The sequence below is a fragment of the Ginsengibacter sp. genome, from assembly GCF_057362405.1.
Map to the genome: position 1 here is coordinate 1 of NZ_JBMQQG010000260.1, position 18,110 is coordinate 18,110.

The 18,110-nt window shown below is 40.6% G+C and carries 10 protein-coding genes; 8 read left to right on the top strand and 2 right to left on the bottom strand.

Going from position 1 to position 18,110, the window contains the following annotated elements:
• The first annotated feature begins 102 nt into the window (after positions 1-102).
• From ACO1O5_RS21730 to ACO1O5_RS21765, 8 genes are all read left to right on the top strand, one after another.
• On the top strand, positions 103-1,149 hold the full coding sequence (locus ACO1O5_RS21730; RefSeq protein ID WP_486274036.1) for a glycoside hydrolase family 43 protein: 1,047 nt from the start codon (positions 103-105) through the stop codon (positions 1,147-1,149).
• Positions 1,150-1,199: 50 nt separating this feature from the next.
• A complete protein-coding gene (locus ACO1O5_RS21735; RefSeq protein WP_486274038.1) occupies positions 1,200-2,285 on the top strand; it encodes an alpha/beta hydrolase-fold protein in 1,086 nt (361 codons plus the stop codon).
• 7 nt (positions 2,286-2,292) lie between these two features.
• Positions 2,293-4,221: a sialate O-acetylesterase gene (locus ACO1O5_RS21740; protein WP_486274040.1), complete on the top strand. Its 1,929-nt coding sequence runs from the start codon at positions 2,293-2,295 to the stop codon at positions 4,219-4,221.
• A gap of 745 nt (positions 4,222-4,966) precedes the next feature.
• Complete coding sequence (locus ACO1O5_RS21745) at positions 4,967-8,080, top strand: SusC/RagA family TonB-linked outer membrane protein (RefSeq protein WP_486274042.1); 3,114 nt, start codon at positions 4,967-4,969, stop codon at positions 8,078-8,080.
• A 36-nt stretch (positions 8,081-8,116) separates the two neighbouring features.
• Positions 8,117-9,640, top strand: a complete 1,524-nt coding sequence (locus ACO1O5_RS21750) for a RagB/SusD family nutrient uptake outer membrane protein (RefSeq protein WP_486274044.1) — start codon at positions 8,117-8,119, stop codon at positions 9,638-9,640.
• A 120-nt stretch (positions 9,641-9,760) separates the two neighbouring features.
• Positions 9,761-13,132 carry a VCBS repeat-containing protein gene (locus ACO1O5_RS21755; protein WP_486274046.1) on the top strand — a complete coding sequence of 1,124 codons (3,372 nt, stop codon included), beginning with the start codon at positions 9,761-9,763 and terminating at the stop codon, positions 13,130-13,132.
• Positions 13,133-13,220: 88 nt separating this feature from the next.
• Positions 13,221-15,506 carry an FG-GAP-like repeat-containing protein gene (locus ACO1O5_RS21760; protein WP_486274048.1) on the top strand — a complete coding sequence of 762 codons (2,286 nt, stop codon included), beginning with the start codon at positions 13,221-13,223 and terminating at the stop codon, positions 15,504-15,506.
• A 49-nt stretch (positions 15,507-15,555) separates the two neighbouring features.
• Positions 15,556-17,439, top strand: coding sequence for a hypothetical protein (locus tag ACO1O5_RS21765; protein WP_486274050.1), 1,884 nt, complete (start codon positions 15,556-15,558; stop codon positions 17,437-17,439).
• Positions 17,440-17,552: 113 nt separating this feature from the next.
• On the opposite strand, the gene ACO1O5_RS21770 is transcribed toward ACO1O5_RS21765, so the two are convergent.
• The gene (locus ACO1O5_RS21770) at positions 17,553-17,843 is read right to left on the bottom strand and encodes a GNAT family N-acetyltransferase (RefSeq protein ID WP_486274054.1); all 291 of its coding nucleotides are present in this window, start codon (positions 17,841-17,843) and stop codon (positions 17,553-17,555) included.
• A gap of 8 nt (positions 17,844-17,851) precedes the next feature.
• Positions 17,852-18,110: SemiSWEET transporter (locus ACO1O5_RS21775; protein ID WP_486274052.1), on the bottom strand; the 259-nt coding region annotated here is incomplete at its 5' end.

Genomic DNA, 18,110 nt, shown 5'->3' on the forward strand with positions numbered 1-18,110 from the left:
AAGTACAAATTGAAAGTGATTTAAAACAAAAAAGAAGTAAATAACATCTATTAAACCTAACAGGTTTTTGAAAACTGTTAGATTTATCCAAAAGCTTCAAATATGCCCGAAGACAACATACAACACATCGACTTTGATGAATTGAATCAAAAAGCTATATCACAACCATTAATCACAAACATCTACACTGCTGATCCGTCTGCACATATATTTAACGGAAAGATCTACATCTATCCATCACATGATGTAGATGCGGGCGAGGCTTTTGATGATCTCGGAAGTCATTTCGCGATGGAAGACTATCATGTAATTTCAATGGATTCACTATCCAGTGAAGCAAAAGATAACGGCATAGCCTTACACGTAAAAGAGGTTCCCTGGGCTGAAAAACAAATGTGGGCGCCGGATGCCAATGAAAAGGATGGCAAGTACTATTTATTCTTTCCGGCAAAAGATTATGATGGCATTTTTAGAATTGGTGTAGCAATCAGCGATTCACCAGTTGGTCCGTTTGAAGCAGAGCCCGAAGCTATTAAAAACAGTTTTTCAATCGACCCTGCCGTTTTTAAAGATGAAGATGGCAGTTATTACATGTATTTCGGAGGTATCTGGGGCGGACAGCTGCAACGTTGGCGAGCAGGAACATTTGATGCAACACGGGAAGAAAGTCCGACAGCACATTTGCCGGCAAATGATGAACCGGCACTCTGCGCTAAAGTCGCAAAACTTACGAATGACTTATTGCAATTTGATGAAACACCTAAAGACGTTTTGATAGTAGATAAAAATGGAAAAGCATTATTGCAGGGCGATAATGAAAGAAGATTTTTTGAAGCATCGTGGATGCATAAACGCAATGGCAAATATTATTTCTCCTATTCAACCGGCGACACGCATTTCATTTGTTACGCGATTGGTGATAATCCGTACGGCCCTTTTACCTATGCCGGCAGAATTTTAAATCCCGTTGTGGGTTGGACCTCCCATCATTCTATTGTTGAGTTCAACAACGAATGGTATTTGTTTTATCACGACAGCAGCTTAAGCAAAGGCATAACGCATCTACGAAGCATTAAGGTTGCAAAGATTCAATACGATGAGAATGGCTTCATCAAAACAATCAATCCCTATAATGATTTGAAAATTTAATGAATGACATAAACGGCTTTAAAAAACTGTTAGGTCTAAAAATAAAATACATGAAACGCTATTTATTTCTCTTATTAACAACGTCGCTTGCATCAGTTTCATTCAGTCAAACAACTGAAGTAACTATTCCCGGTTCACAAACTAAAGAAATCACGTCGAAAATAATAAACGGACAAGAATATGTTTTGCAAATTTCGTTACCTGCCGGCTATGCTAAGAGCAATAAAAAATATCCTGTTGTTTACTTAATGGATTCGCAATGGGATTTTCCATTATTAACCGCATTATATGGAGAACAATATTTTGATGGTTTTATTCCGGAAGTAATCATTGTTGGTATTACATGGGGCGGCGATCATCCCAATCCTGACAGCTTAAGAGCGAGAGACTATACACCCACCAGCGAAAAGCAATTACCCCAAAGTGGCGGAGCAGATAAATTCCTCTCAGTTATACAAAATGAGATCTTTCCCGTTGTAGAAAACGATTACCGCGTTGATATAAATGACAAAACCTTAGTCGGTTGTTCACTCGGTGGCTTATTTACTATGTATACTCTGTTCACACATTCGTCTATGTTTAACCGTTATGTTGCCGCAAGCCCTGCATTTACCTGGGACAATAATGTTTTGTATAAGTATGAAGAACAATATCACGCCGTGCCATCCAACCCTCCAGCAAAATTATTTATGTGTGTGGGTGGTGTAGAGTTAAGTGTTCCGGGTTTTGAAAAGCTCACATTATTTTTAAATAATCGCCATTATACAAAGTTGCAAATGGAGAGCATGGTTTTAGAAAACACCGGACATTCAGGAACTAAAGGTGAAGGATATGCAAGAGGACTGCAATTTGTGTTTAAACGCCCGTCACTCGAACTGCCATCCAACATACTTAACCAATATACCGGCACCTATAAACTTAACAATGGAATGCAGATAGAACTAAAAATGGAAAACAATGCACTTGCTGTTAGCATAGGCAAAAATTATTTTAGGTTGTTTGCGGCATCCGAAACCGATTTCTATCTCAATTCTTCCTTCTACAAAATGCATTTTATAAAAGATGATAAGAGGAATGTTGCGGGCTTTGAATTAGCCCGTTATGGTTCGACTGAATTTGTTAAAAAGATTAAATAATATCTCGATGAAATTTACCAGAAAAATTTTTACGGTTTGTTTTTGTTTGGTGGCAACTTACTCTGTAAAAGCCCAGGTGAAGCTGCCACAGTTTATAAGAGACAGCATGATTCTTCAACGCCACGCGAAAATCAACATCTGGGGATGGGCTTCAAGAGGCGAAAAGGTAAGCGTTAAGTTTAACGGTAAAACATATAAAACAAAAGCAGGCGGTGATGGGAAATGGGCGTTGCAGTTGCCACCTATGAAAGCCGGAGGTCCCTATACCATGAATATTTCCGGTAAAAATGAAATCACGTTGCATGATATATTGTTAGGTGACGTATGGTTGTGTGCCGGGCAATCTAATATGGTACATCAAATGATATTACATGGCGTACGTTATGCCGATGAAATTGCAAGCGCAAACTATCCGGAAATAAGACAATTCTGGGTTCCAAATACAACTAACTTACAAGGCCCGCAAACAGATTTGCCAGGTGGCTCATGGAAATGGGCGAATCCTTCGGATGTAAAAGAATTTTCAGCGGTGGCCTACTTCTTTGCAAAAGCATTATATGCAAAATATCACGTGCCCATCGGCATCATCAATGCGAGTTGGGGCGGTGTACCTATCGAATCTATGATGAGCGAAGAGAGTTTCAAAGATTTTCCCTCTATACTTAGTACAATTGAAAAAAATAAAGACTCCGCTTATGTAAACGAAACTAATAGAAAAGCATCAGCGGCTATGAGATCTATGCCACATCCTGAAGATAAGGGCATGACCGAAAAATGGTTTGCTCCTTCTTACACGCCGAAAGAATGGCATCGCATTGCCATCCCCGGTTTTTGGGCAGACGAAGGTGCGAAAGGCTTGAATGGTGTTGTGTGGTTTCGCAGAGAAATCGAGGTGCCTGCATCTATGACTAGCCTTCCCGCTAAGGTATTTCTCGGCCGCATTGTAGATGCGGATGAACTATACATTAACGGTACAAAAGTGGGTTCTACCGGTTATATGTACCCGCAGCGCCGTTACCCGGTTCCAGAGGGAGTTTTAAAACCTGGCAAAAATCTTTTTGTAGTTCGTGTAACCAACAATTTTGGGAAAGGTGGTTTTGTTCCGGACAAACCCTATGAATTAATCGCAGGCAATGATACCATTGATTTAACCGGCTATTGGCAATATAAAGTCGGATTGATAAATACGCCCGGTCATGGTTTTGGAGGATTTGGCATTGCCTTGCAAAACCAGCCGACAGCTTTGTATAATACTATGATTGCCCCGTTAGTTGGCTATACCATCAAAGGTTTTGTGTGGTACCAGGGCGAAAGCAATACAGGCAAGGCTGCCGAATATGCAAAACTACAACCTGCAATGATCAATGATTGGCGCAGTAAATGGAAAGAGGGCATCATTCCATTTCTGTTTGTTCAACTTCCCGGCTTTGGCGACTATAATTATTTGCCTACCGAAAGTCAGTGGGCAACTTTCAGAGAAGCGCAGGCAAAATCTTTATCAGTTGCTAATACAGCCATGGCAGTAGCCATTGATATAGGCGAATGGAACGATATTCATCCTGACCGCAAGAAGCCGGTTGGTGACCGTCTGGCATTGGCGGCAGAAAAATTAGCCTATGGAGAAGACATCGTTTACTCCGGTCCGTTATATCAATCCCAAAGTATTCAGGGCAATAAAATAATTGTTTCCTTTACACATACAGGTAGTGGTTTAACAACAAATGACGGTGAAGTTCCGCAGGAATTTGCCATTGCCGGAGACGGTAAAAAGTTTGTTTGGGCAGATGCACATGTAGATGGCTCCACAATAATTGTGTCGAATAAAGATGTGCCCGATCCTAAATATGTGCGATATGCCTGGGCAGATGATCCGGTTAATCCAAACTTAATTAACAAGGAAGGTTTGCCAGCGGCGCCTTTCAGAACAGATGAATAAAATTCAAAATTGAAATGAATAGGTTCCATGGCCATCGCCCAATTAAATGGCCAATTTGCAACCGGTTGCGCGGTCAATTCATTTTAGTTCCGTGGCACAATTCGTATCTCACTGCAAATACGATTAAAAAGCTTTCTAAAATGACATATTGATATCAAATAAACAACTGGATTGCCCGGAAATTTAATATGAAATGATCCGCAATTTCTCATATGTCTACCTGCATTTATAGGTAAAATACCAGGCCGTGGCAACTTTATAATTACTTACATCAGAAAACCTAAAATCACGGCTATTAAATGCAAAAAAAAGAAACGGGAACATGAAGTCCATGAGGCGAATCAGTCAACTGCAAAGGATTGTTAACGCTTATAATACTGATAGGTTCATTGGCAGTTGTCAACATAAAATAAATTCTTTTTAGCGACCCATTTTGGAAAATATTATTACAATCGATTGTGTTACCAAAAATGATTAACCAATTTAAACTGCTTCTGCAAAATAATCAGAAAGATTAGCCTCCGATGCAATAATAACCTTCAATGCAGGCTTGGACCAAAGGACCCTTTCAACTTCAAATTCTTATTCCCAAAATTGTGAAACCAGAAGTCCTCAAATCGTCCATTGCAACACTTATTAAGTAAAATTGCCAACATTGTTAATAAAAAAATGTAATCGGTTTATTTTTTTTTGAAAATTTTCCATAATTTCATCAAACATTAACATTTTAAATCAACTTTTGCGTATGAGAAATCTAACAATCTGCTTAGTAAAGCAGGCATTTGCGTTAATCTTTTTTTTATCCTTTTCATTTATCGCTACGGCCCAAAAGAAAATTTCGGGCAAGGTGACTGATAACAATGGAAATCCGATTCAAAAAGCGTCGGTGGTAGTTAAGGGAACCCAAACCGGTACTGTTACAGATGCCGATGGTAACTATAGCCTGACAGTTCCGAGTAATGCCAAAGTCCTACAATTTTCTTCCCTTAACATGGCCCCGCTTGAGGTCATTCTCGGTGCCCAAACAACTATCAGCCCGTCGTTGAAACCGGTTGAGACTATCCTTGGAGATGTTGTAGTGGTGGGTTACGGAACCCAAAAACGCACTTCGGTAACAGGTGCAGTATCAACTGTAAACAGTAAAACGATATCAGAACTCCCTGTTGCTAGTATACAGCAGGCGCTTCAGGGGCGTGTGCCCGGCCTTTCGGTCACAAACAACGGAAGCCCGGGAACAGAACCACTTGTTGCCATAAGAGGGATCAGTTCTATATCTTATGCCTCAAATCCATTATATGTTATCGATGGATTTCCTACCGGTGACCTGGCCACATTCGATACAAGGGACATCGAATCCGTGGATGTTTTGAAAGATGCATCTGCTGCCGCCATTTATGGTTCGAGAGCTACGAATGGTGTAATCATGATCACCACCAAAAAAGGCAAAAGAGATGGAAAATTGCATGTTAGCCTTGATTCTTATTATGGAACCCAGGACGTAACAAAAAGGCTCAGCATACTGAATCCGTCGCAATTTGACCAATATGCACTTGCCTATAGAGGCAGCAAGGTAGGCAGACGAATGGATCCCTGGGTTAATACTCCCATATACCAGGGCGCTTCTACAACCTACGGCAATAATGTTACTGATTGGCAGGACGCTTACTTTAAAACAGGAGCTATGACGCAAACCAACATAGGTTTGAGCGGCGGTAACGACGTGTCGCGGTTCTATACTTCTGCGGGTTATTTTGACCAAACAGGTACAACGCCTACAGTGGGATATAAGCGTTATAATTTCCGTATTAATTCAGACCACAAAATCAGCAAAGTATTCACCTTTGGTGAAAATCTTTATGCAGCTTTTGCCGACCAGGCTTATGATAATAACGAAACAGGCACCAGGTCCAATTTGGTTAACGTGATCAAGATGATGCCTTATATGCCGGTATACGATCCTACTACGTCCGATGGGTTTAGAGGAGTAAATTCAGTGCTGGATGGTGGCGATCCAACCAACCCGATAGAAGATGCCAAGGTAAAAAATCCCGGCAGTAGAAAAACTGCAAAGATTTTAGGAACAGCTTACCTGGAAGTCAATTTTACAAACTGGCTAAAATTCCGATCAACTTTTGGGATTGATTATTCGAATGGGCTGGACTATCGGTTTTCTCCCATATTTAATGACAGTGGTACCGTTGCCGGTTCCAGTGCAATATTGGCGACTATTACGAATAACAGGGCTATTTCCACTGTTCAATTATATACGCAGCAGCTTACATTTGATAAATCTTTTGGTGACCACCATGTTAATGCAATTGCAGTATATGAATACCAGGGCCAAAAGACACGTAACGAGAATGCAAACGGCAAACAGTCGTCAAATCAACTTCAAACGCTGAATAATGCAAGTAATACCTTCGTTCAGACACTCATAGCTGAAAATAGTATTATATCCTACATTGGCCGTATTAATTATGATTTTAAAGGAAAATATTTATTGAGCGGCGCTATTCGCCGTGACGGTCTCTCAGTTTGGGCGCCAGGTAAAAAATGGCAGACTTTTCCATCAGGTTCTATAGGCTGGAGAATTGACCAGGAAGAATTTATGAAAAACATGCCTAAAATTTCGGAGTTGAAATTGCGGGCTGGATATGGAATCACTGGCCTGAACGGAACAAATCTGGGCAATTATCCATGGCTGGTTAGTGTTAATGCGAATAGTGCTTACTATCCTTTTGGCAATTCAATCAACAGTGGCCCTGCCTCGTCAATCCAGCGTCTCGGCAACCTTGATTTGAACTGGGAAAAAACAAAGCAGTTGAATATAGGCCTTGATTTGGGTTTACTGCATAATGCATTCACTTTATCTGCTGAGTACTATCAACGCAAAACAGATAACCTGATATTAGCGGTTCCTCTTCCGCCGTCAGTGGGGTATTTAACCACTACGGTAAATCAAAATATTGCTGCTATGAGAAACAATGGATTTGAAGTGCAATTGGGCTACAATGACAGGCACGGAGATTTTCAATGGAATGCTTCCAGCAACATAAGTATAATTACAAATAAGGTGCTTTCTTTAGCACCCGGTGTAGCAAATATTGAAGCAGGTTCTGACGTAGACCTTACCGAGGGGTACAATGTTACTAACACTGCACCGGGTCATTCTATTCAATCCTATTATGGCTGGGTTATGGAAGGTATTTTTCAGACACAGGATGAGGTTAACAAACATGCTACCCAGACCGCTGGAACGGGTCCCGGGGATATTAAATTCAAGGACTTAAACGGTGATGGCGTTATTGACAATAAAGATCGCACATTTTTGGGCAGCTTTATTCCTAAGTTTACCTATTCATTAAACGTCGGGGCGAATTATAAAAATTTCGGGTTGTCAGTATTCTTGCAAGGTGTGCAAGGCAACAAAATATACAATGCGTTGAGAACAACTACCGAAGGTATGGTTCGTTTCTTTAATGCCGGCACTAAAGTATTGAACGCATGGACGCCTACTAACACGAATACTGATGTTCCCCGTGCAATTTCTTCTGATCCAAATCAGAATGCACGCCCATCAAATCGTTTTCTTGAGGATGGTTCTTATCTGCGCTTGAAAAATGTCATGTTAAGCTATACAATTCCGGACAAATCTTTACAGTCCATCACAAAAGGAATTGTTTCCAATTTCAGAATTTATGTCTCAGCTCAAAATATACTGACATTTACAAAATATACTGGTTTCGATCCTGAAGTTGGTAACAGGGCGCCTGGCTCTTCATCATTGACCAATGGTATTGACTATGCTGTATATCCTCAGCCAAAAGCTTACCAGGTTGGTATCACTGCAAATTTTTAAAAAAAGTAAAGCAAATTTTTTATGAAAAATAATATTATGAATCGAAATATGAAAATGCTGATTATTGCGACTATCCTGGGAGCAGCCGTGATAGTTGCCTGTAATAAAAGGCTAAATACAACTGACCAAAATAACCCGACCACTGAGAGTTATTTTAAGACTGCTGCCGAGCTCCAGAATGGTGTAGATGCTGTATATTCCAGTTTACGTGCGGGCAACCTGGTCGGCCGTGAATGGTTCTTCACGCATGATATGAGAGGCAGTGAAACCGGCGCCGGTGGCGCTCAATTGGAGCAGCCGAGAGCGGAGCTGTTAAAACAACCTGCTCCCTCGCCTTCTAACGCGGTAATGACAAGCGTTTGGAATGGTACTTATCAGATGATTAACAGGGCCAACCTTGTTATTACAAAAGCGCCAGATGTAACCGACAACGCAGCACTTAGAGATGTGACTGTTGGCGAAGCCGAATTTTTAAGAGCATGGGCATATTTTGAACTTGTAACTATGTGGGGTGATGTTCCGCTTTATACCGAACCTGTTGCGTCTGCTACAGGCTACAAAGCTAAATCGCCTGCTGCTGACGTATATACATTAATTATAAGTGACCTGACCGATGCAGTTTCAAAATTGCCAGTAACTGCTGCTCAACAGGGACGGGCAACAAAGGGCGCCGCGAACGCTCTGTTGGGGAAAGTTGAAATGCAAAAGGGAGATTATACTTCCGCTAAACAGGCGCTTTTGCAGGTTTACGGCAAGTATAGCCTTGTGCCTAATTTTTCTGATAATTTTGATGGGGACGTTGCACTTGGGGGTTCCCAGTTAAATGGGACAGAACATGAGTTTAATTCAGAGTCAGTTTTTGAAGTCGCTTTTTTTGATAAAGGAGATGACAACTTTAACTGGGGATACACGGGTGAAGGTGCTACGGCCGATGCAAGCATAATGCGTAGCCAGGAGTATGGAATTGTTTGGGGTAATGTCGTCCCTTCCAAACAAATTCTTGATGAGTTTGAACCGGGTGATCCAAGGTATAAATATACTTTCTATGAATCCGGCGATAAGATATTAACCATGGGAGGAACAGCCGCTGGCGTGGCGCTTACCGAAGATGGCATGAATGTGGCACAAAGTGATCATAACGGTGTGATGAAGAAGAGGGTATTTCGTAAATATTCCGTGCTGGACTGGACTGATGATGGCTTTCATCCGGATGGTATTAATCAGCGACTAATACGCTATGCAGATGTGCTCCTAATGCTTGCTGAATGCGAAGCTGAAATCGGAAGTCCTGCCCAGGCAGCTAGTTACATTAATGAAGTGCGTGCACGGCCAAGTGTAAATATGCCTCCGGTGGTGCTAACAACAAAAAATGAGGCAATTGCAGCGGTGATGCATGAAAGAGCTGTAGAGTTAGCGGCCGAAGAAGTCAATAATATTGATATGTTAAGGTGGAGGGCTAAAGGTTATTACCCGTCAATCAGGCCTGATCCAAAACCTGGACAGGTTGCCTTGTTTCCAATTCCGGCAAGTGAAATTGCCGCCAATCCTTTACTAAAATAAGTTGGTACAACTTTATTACATAGAGGCTATTTGTATAGCCTCTATTTTTTTGCCTTTTTGTATTTTGAAATGACAGTATTGTTAGCTAATCGATTTATTAAAAGAATAACTTGCAATTGCATGAAACCGAGACTTGATTATTGGACCTATTTTGTTTTTTTTACAGCGATTACTTTTTTTACTTCGTGTATTCACAAGCAAAAAGACACTCTATTCACCCAACTCAGTAGTGCAGTATCGGGTATTCATTTCAGTAACGATGTTCGCGATAACGATTCTTCCCGCTCTTTCATTAATGAGTTTGGCTACATGGGCGGCGGCGTTGGTATCGGCGACTTTAATAATGATGGTTTAAAAGACATTTTCTTTTCAGGCAATCAGACCAGCTGCAGGCTATACATAAATAAGGGGAACAACCAGTTTGAAGATATCACTGAAAAAGCAGGTCTTAAAACGGATGTTTGGTGCACGGGAGTTAGTATCGTTGATATTAATAATGATGGTTATGATGATATATATGTTTGCGTATTTGGAAAAGATTTGATGCACCGTTCAAAAAATCTCTTATTTATTAATCAGCACAACCTTACGTTCAAAGAAGAAGCTGCGGAGTATGGACTTGCGGATATGGGCAATTCTACCCAGGCAGTTTTTCTTGATTACGATAAGGACGGCGATCTTGATATGTATCTAACCAATTACCTGTTGAGCAGCAAAAACGGAAATACGATTTTTCCACGTGACAGAAGTGGAAGATCACTTGCCAATGACCGGCTTTATAGAAATGACGGAATCGCACCCGGAACTGACCACCCGGTTTTTCATGATGTAACGTTGCAGGCTAATATCAAGGAAGATGGTTATGGGCTAGGCGTAACCGTTAGTGATTTTAACAATGACGGGTGGCCTGATATTTATGTGGCCAATGATTTTTTGAGCAATGATGAATTGTGGCTCAATAACCGCAACGGAACCTTTACCAATACAATAAGTGAATCCTTACAACACCAGAGTTACTCTAGCATGGGGGCGGATGCAGGCGATATAAACGATGATGGACTACCCGATGTTGTTACACTGGATATGCTGCCGGAATCAAACGAAAGAAAAAAGACAGCCTTTTCTTTTATGAATTATGAAAGGTACCAGGCTGAACGGGCCATGGGTTATGAACCGGAATTTATGCGGAACATGCTCCAGCTCAATAATGGTTCTTACAGTTCGGGAGATACCAGTATACCTTTTTTCAGTGAAATAGGGCAGCTGGCTGGAATTGAAGCTACTGATTGGAGTTGGAGTGTGTTGTTGGCAGATTTCAATAATGATGGCTGGAAGGATATGCATATTACAAACGGTATCGGGCGTGATTTTATCGATGAAGATTTCCTGGCGTTTAGCAATAAAATATTTAGCAGCAACCAAACACGACAGGAGCAGGAAAAAACAATCCGGGAAAAACTTGCTTCATTAAATCACGTTAATCTTCCCAATTATTTATACCTGAACAAAGGCAACTACACATTCGCTGATGCGTCAGAAATTGCCGGCATTAATAAACCCGGTATGTCGAATGGAGCAGCTTATGTTGATCTAGATAATGATGGAGATCTTGACCTCGTGGTAAATAATATTGACCAGGAGGCCTTCGTTTTTATCAACAATACAAATCAAAAAAACAAGCCAGCGCAAAATCATTTTTTAAGCCTGCAGTTGCAGGGAGATAGTTTGAATACACGTGCATTCGGAACAAAAGTTTATGTATATAATCATGGAAGGATTCAAATGCAGGAAGAAAATCCGGTTCGCGGATATTTTTCAACGGTAGACCGGCAACTATTATTTGGCCTTGGCAGCGACAAGCGTGTTGATTCACTTGTAGCCATTTGGCCTGATAATAAAAAGCAGGTAATAAGGAACATAAATGCCGATACATTCATGGTTCTTTCCTGGAAGGATGCCACTCAAAACGAGATCGCCAGCACCACAAAAACAACTCCCCTATTTTCAGATGTTACAGGTGCTTCAGGAATTGTATACCAACATCATGAAAATATTTTTAACGACTTTGCTACCCAGGTATTACTACCCCACAAATATTCACAGCTTGGCCCGTTCATAGCGACTGGCGATATTGATAACGACGGACTGACAGATTTCTTCATCGGCGGAGCCTTTAATTTTTCCGGAAAAATATTTACACAACAACCGGCACAAACATTTATTTCGAAGAATCTTACTGACAGTATCAAGATGGAGGAAGATATGGGTTGTATTTTATTTGACGCTGATGGCGACGGAGATCTTGATTTGCTTGTTACCTCCGGGGATGTACAATATGAAGAAAATTCGCCTTTTTATAAACCGCGCTTATACCTAAACGATGGGAAGGGAAATTTTAAATTGAGTCCCAATGCCATTCCTTCGGATGTAAGAACAATAGCAGGTTGTGTAACCGCAGGCGATTATAACGGTGACGGGCAACCGGACTTATTTATCGGAGGAAGAGTTTCCAAAACGTATCCCCTGTCTCCCAAAAGTTTCATTTTGCAAAACAATAAAGGAATCTTTACAGATGTAACTGCAAAGGTTTGCCCGGCCTTACAAAAACCGGGCATGGTTACTTCGGCTGTATGGACAGATTTTGATAATGATAAGCAGCTGGATCTTGTTATTGCAGGTGAATGGATGCCGATAAGGTTCTTTAAAAATAATCGCGGCATATTAAAGGAAGTAACCGACTCCAGTGGACTCACGCACACAAATGGCATGTGGCGCAGCCTTATTGCAACTGATATCGATAACGATGGAGACATTGACCTTGTAGCAGGCAATCTTGGCCTGAACTGCGAATACCAGGCCACTCCGGCAGAACCTATTCAATTGTTTGCCTCAGACATGGATGGCAATGGCACCATAGATCCCATTATGTTTTATTATATAAAGAATAAAGAAGGTAAAAAACAATCGTTCCCCGGAATCGGCCGCGATCAGCTTGCTGAGCAGGTGCCCGGCATAAAAAAGAAATTTCTACTTTATAAAGATTACGCTGATGCAACTTATGACGATTTTTTCAGCGGAAAATCAAAAGACGATATGCTGAAACTCGAATGCGATGAAACACAAAGTTGTTGGTTCGAGAATATAGGCAATGGAAAATTCGTACAACACCCTTTACCGATGGAAGCACAATTTGCACCGGTAAATGCTATCATTTGCAACGACCTCGATGGGGATGGTCACAAAGATCTCATACTTGCAGGGAATGATTATCAATCGGATGTAGTGACCGGCAGATACGATGCATCGTATGGTTGTTTTTTGAAGGGCAACAGCATGAAGACATTCACAAGTGTTTCTCCTGTGCAAAGTGGTTTTATTATAAAAGGAGACGTAAAAGATATGGCACTTATCAAATTAGCGAATGGAGAAAAATTAATACTCGCCGCAGTAAACAATGATTCAATGCGGGTATTCCGGGTTAACAAGAAATAAATCGACACCGAATATTTATAGCATACACGCAGTTTGATTTTGCTTTTATATTGCTCATTTATGTTATCCCGGTATTAAGTTAAAGCACATGACAACTAAGTTTATTATATCACTATTGTTTAAATATAATGACAGAAAACTTCACCGGGTAAAAGTCTGCCTCCTACCCATCCAATTGCTCATAATATTGTCGTGCTGTTTTATTTCCTGCAAGCAAAAGCCGCTGCCAAACCAGGCGATGATTGATCTTTTAAAAGCCGGCGAAAAATATAGTAACACCGCTGAAAATCCTTTTGCCCCCGAAGCAATGGTGAAATTTTGCGATTCTGTAGTTAATAATTCACGTGATCAAAATGCGGTAATAACAGCGCTGGATAAAAAAGCAAATGCGCTCCTCGAGTTGGGACAAGAGCAAAAGGCGATTGATATTTTCCAGGACGTACTGAATAAAATACCCAGGGGTTATATTGATCAAAGACAACCGATCATGAAAGACCTGGCGATTACTTATTTAAGGTTGGGCGAAAGGATGAATTGTATTAACATGCACAACGCCGAATCGTGCATATTCCCCATTTCAAAAGGCGGTGTGCATCAAAATAAAACAGGTTCGGAAAAAGCCATTGAAATATATAAAGCTTTATTAAGAGATAATCCCGGCGATTTGGAATCACGATGGCTGCTGAATATTGCCTATATGACCACTGGCGGATACCCGCAGGAAGTGCCGCCTCAGTTCCTTTTAAAAATAACCAATGATGATAGTATGCACCTTGTAAAACCTTTCAGAGACGTGGCAGCAAACGCCGGGTTAAATTATAAATGCATGGCAGGCGGCTGTATCATTGATGATTTTAATAATGATAATTATCCTGATATTGTTTTGAGCAGTTGGTCACTCACCGAGCCGATGCGATATTACAGGAATAATGGTAACGGCACATTTACGGATGTATCAGATTCATCCGGGCTTGGGTATTTAACCGGCGGCTTAAACATGATGCAAACAGATTATAACAATGATGGTTTCAAAGATATTTTCGTATTGCGGGGAGGATGGAGAGGGAAATATGGGCAGACGCCGAATTCTTTATTAAGGAACAATGGCAATGGAACATTTACAGATGTTACGAAAGAAAGCGGAATGCTTTCTTTTCATCCTACACAAACAGCAACCTGGGCAGACTTTAACAATGATGGCTGGCTGGATGTTTTTATTGGCAATGAAACAACGACCGGCGGTGAAGCACATCCATGTGAATTATATATCAACAATAAAAATGGCACTTTTACAGAAATGGCAGCTAAGGCTGGTTGCGCAATAACTGATTATGTAAAAGGGGTTACATCCGGCGATTACAATAATGATGGGTTGACAGATATCTTCATTTCAACATTAACCGGGAAGAAAATATTATTGAAAAATGAGTCAGTAAAAAACGGCCCTATAAAATTTACGGATGTTAGCGAGCAAGCTGGCTTAACCAAAAACAGGTCCCGCACTTTTCCCACCTGGTTTTTTGATTATGACAATGACGGCTGGCTTGATATTCTTGTATGCGGTTATGAATTTAATGAATCCCTCGCTTATTACGCGGGAGCCGAGGCAACACAAGCTGCTGTGAACAATGCGGGCAAAGTTTTTTTATTCAGGAATAATCATGATGGAACGTTTGAAGATGTATCTGCCAAAGTTGGGTTGAATAAAATCGCGTTTGCGATGGGATCAAATTTTGGCGACATTGATAACGACGGCTATCTCGATTTTTATCTTGGCACCGGCAACCCTCAGCTTAAATCTGCTGTTCCAAATAAGTTGTTTAAAAATATGAATGGAGTTAGTTTTATTGATGTTACCACATCGGCACGTGTAGGTAATCTACAAAAGGGACATGGCGTTTCTTTTGTTGATCTTAACAACGACGGCAATGAAGATATCTATATAAAAATGGGAGGCGCCTATAAAGGAGATGCTTATGAAAATTCATTGTATTTAAACCCCGGTCAAAACCATAATCACTGGATAAATCTGACGCTGCAGGGAACCGTGTCTAACAAACCGGCCATTGGCGCAAAAATAAAAGTAACGTTTAAAGAGAATAATATAGAAAGATCGGTTTACAGGGATGTAAATTCCGGCGGAAGTTTTGGCTCTAATCCTTTGCAGCAGCATATTGGTATTGGCCAGGCAGCTTCTATTGAAAGGATTGAAATTAAATGGCCCGTAACGGGCAAGATACAGGTTTTTGAAAATCCGCCGATTGATACAAATATAAAGATAACGGAGGGTGAGAGTACGTTTAGCAGTTATAAGCTTGCCCCGTTAGATTTTATTTCTGAAAGGAAAGGGTTGATAGAGTGTTCTCCAAAATAAGCATCAATATTCTGAAAGATCTATTCGTAATAAATCTTAAATAAAATCCATGAATACAATCACCCGTTTTATTTGCATTGCTTTGTTCTCGTGTACTAACGTATCTGCCTATTCGCAAAAATATCAGAACTTTAAAGTGTCCGTTTATTGCCGTGCGTATGAAGTAAAAAAGATGAACGATACCACTGGTTATCTTAAACCCATTTGGGATGAAATAACCCGTCAGCTTAAAGTAGATAAAGTATATCTTGAAACCCATCGCGATCTTTTAATTGTTGACCAACATACGCTGGATATTGCCAAAAAATTCTTCAAAGACAGGGGTATCGAAATTGCCGGAGGTATCACCTTTACCATCAATGAACGTAACCGTTTCCAAACTTTTTGCTATAGTAATCCGGAAGACCGTAAAAGGGCCAAAGAAATTGCTGAATACACCGCTAGAAATTTTAATGAGGTAATCCTGGATGATTTCTTTTTTACTAATTGTAAGGACGATGGCGCCATAAAAGATAAAGGCGCAAGAAGCTGGACGCAATACCGGCTCCAACTGATGACAGATGCAGCGAACAACCTGGTGGTGGGCCCTGCCAAGGCAGTAAATCCCAAAGTAAAGATAATTGTGAAGTTTCCTAATTGGTACGAGCATTTCCAGGGTTTAGGATTTAACCTTGAAAAAGAACCCTCAATTTTTGACGGCATCTACACGGGTACAGAAACAAGAGATGCGGTATTCAGCGCCCAGCATTTACAACAATATCTCGGCTATAACATCTTCCGTTATTTTTCAAATATCAAGCCCGGCGGTAATGGTGGCGGATGGGTAGATCCGGGTGGTATGGGCAACTTCGACCGCTATGCAGAACAACTTTGGATAACCTGCTTTGCCAAAGCGCCTGAAACAACACTGTTCGATTTCTCTCAATTATCACGAGCCATCATACCTTCTGATCGTGCACCATGGCAGGGACAACAAACCAGTTTTGATTTTGATGAAATGATGAAACCGGTTAATCTTAATGGTGGAGAGCCCGCCAAACCAACAACTATTGCGAGGGCCGCGGGATATGCATTTGAAACGGTAGATAAATTTCTTGGTAAATTAGGAAAGCCGGTGGGCATAAAAAGTTACCGGCCTTACCATGCAGTTGGTGAAGATTTTTTGCAAAATTACCTGGGCATGATTGGGTTGCCAATGGATGAGCGCCCTGAATTTCCCACTGATGATAGTGTAATCTTATTAACTGAAGAAGCGGCATTTGACAAAGACATTGTCAGCAAGATAAAAAAGCAATTAGTGCAGGGTAAATCGGTAATTATCACTTCAGGATTATTAAGAGCACTACAGGGAAAGGGCATTGAAGATATTGCCGAAATAAGATACACTGACAGGAAGGCCCTGGTAAAGGATTTTATTGTTGGTTTTGGCAAAACAGCGCATTCAGAAAAACCTATTTTAATTCCACAGATCGATTACCTTACCAATGATTCATGGGAGATGTTATCAGCCATTGACGGGCCCAACGGATGGCCTCTTTTACATGAAGCGGATTATTCAAAAGGTAAATTTTATGTATTAACTATACCTGATAATTTTGCCGATTTCTATCATTATCCCGCCGGAGCATTAAATACAATAAGGAAAGCATTGTGTAGCCAGATGAAGGTGCAAATAGAAGGCCGCGCTAACGTTAGTATATATGTTTATGATAACAATACCTGCGTTGTAGAATCATTTTTGCCAGAATCAACAGAGATAAATGTGATCACCACTAAAGACTATAAGAAATTAACTGATTTGCAAACGAATGAAACTTTTACCGGAACTTCCCGCGTTCCGCAAAGAATGTGGTTTCAGCCAAAAGACAATGGCACCAATGCTTTTGCAATTACTCTCAAGCCTCATTCCTTCAGGGTATTTAAATTTGAATAAAGGTGAATACCTGGCGGGGCATAGTAACTATTATGCGTAGCCGCAGTTTAAAATAGTTGATCGCAATTATTAACTGTACAGGTTTCCTTGTGTATAATCTATATGTGACAGAATCATCCCACATAATTTTTGTCCACCAGGAAATTGTATTCCGGGTGCTTTTTCAAATAGCTTCCGACAAAAGGGCAATACACCATTACCTTTTTGTTATGACTCTTTGCCCACTCCAAGCCAAAATTTGCCAAAGCAGTTGCCAGGCCTTTACCTTTTAATTTTTCAGGAACATGCGTGTGCATGAGAGCTACATCATTTTTATAGAAACGATATTGAAGCGTAGCTACTTCGCCACCAATGCTTATTTCAAATTGTTGTTGTTTAATATTATCATGGACATCGATCTCCACCGCCAATTTTATTTATACTTTAATTTATACGAAAGAATAATACAGGCAAATAAAAGTGTTATACCATTGGCTACGCTAATAGGGAGGTTATGGCTTAACAATCCATATAGGAACCAGACGAGAGTACCAAACGTAAATAGCGTGTACATTGAAAGCGATATGCCACTCGTATTTTTTGTTTGAATTGTTTTAATAGCCTGCGGCAAAAAAGAGATGGTGGTACAAAATGCAGCCACCAGGCCAAGTAGGGTGATTAAATTCATTATA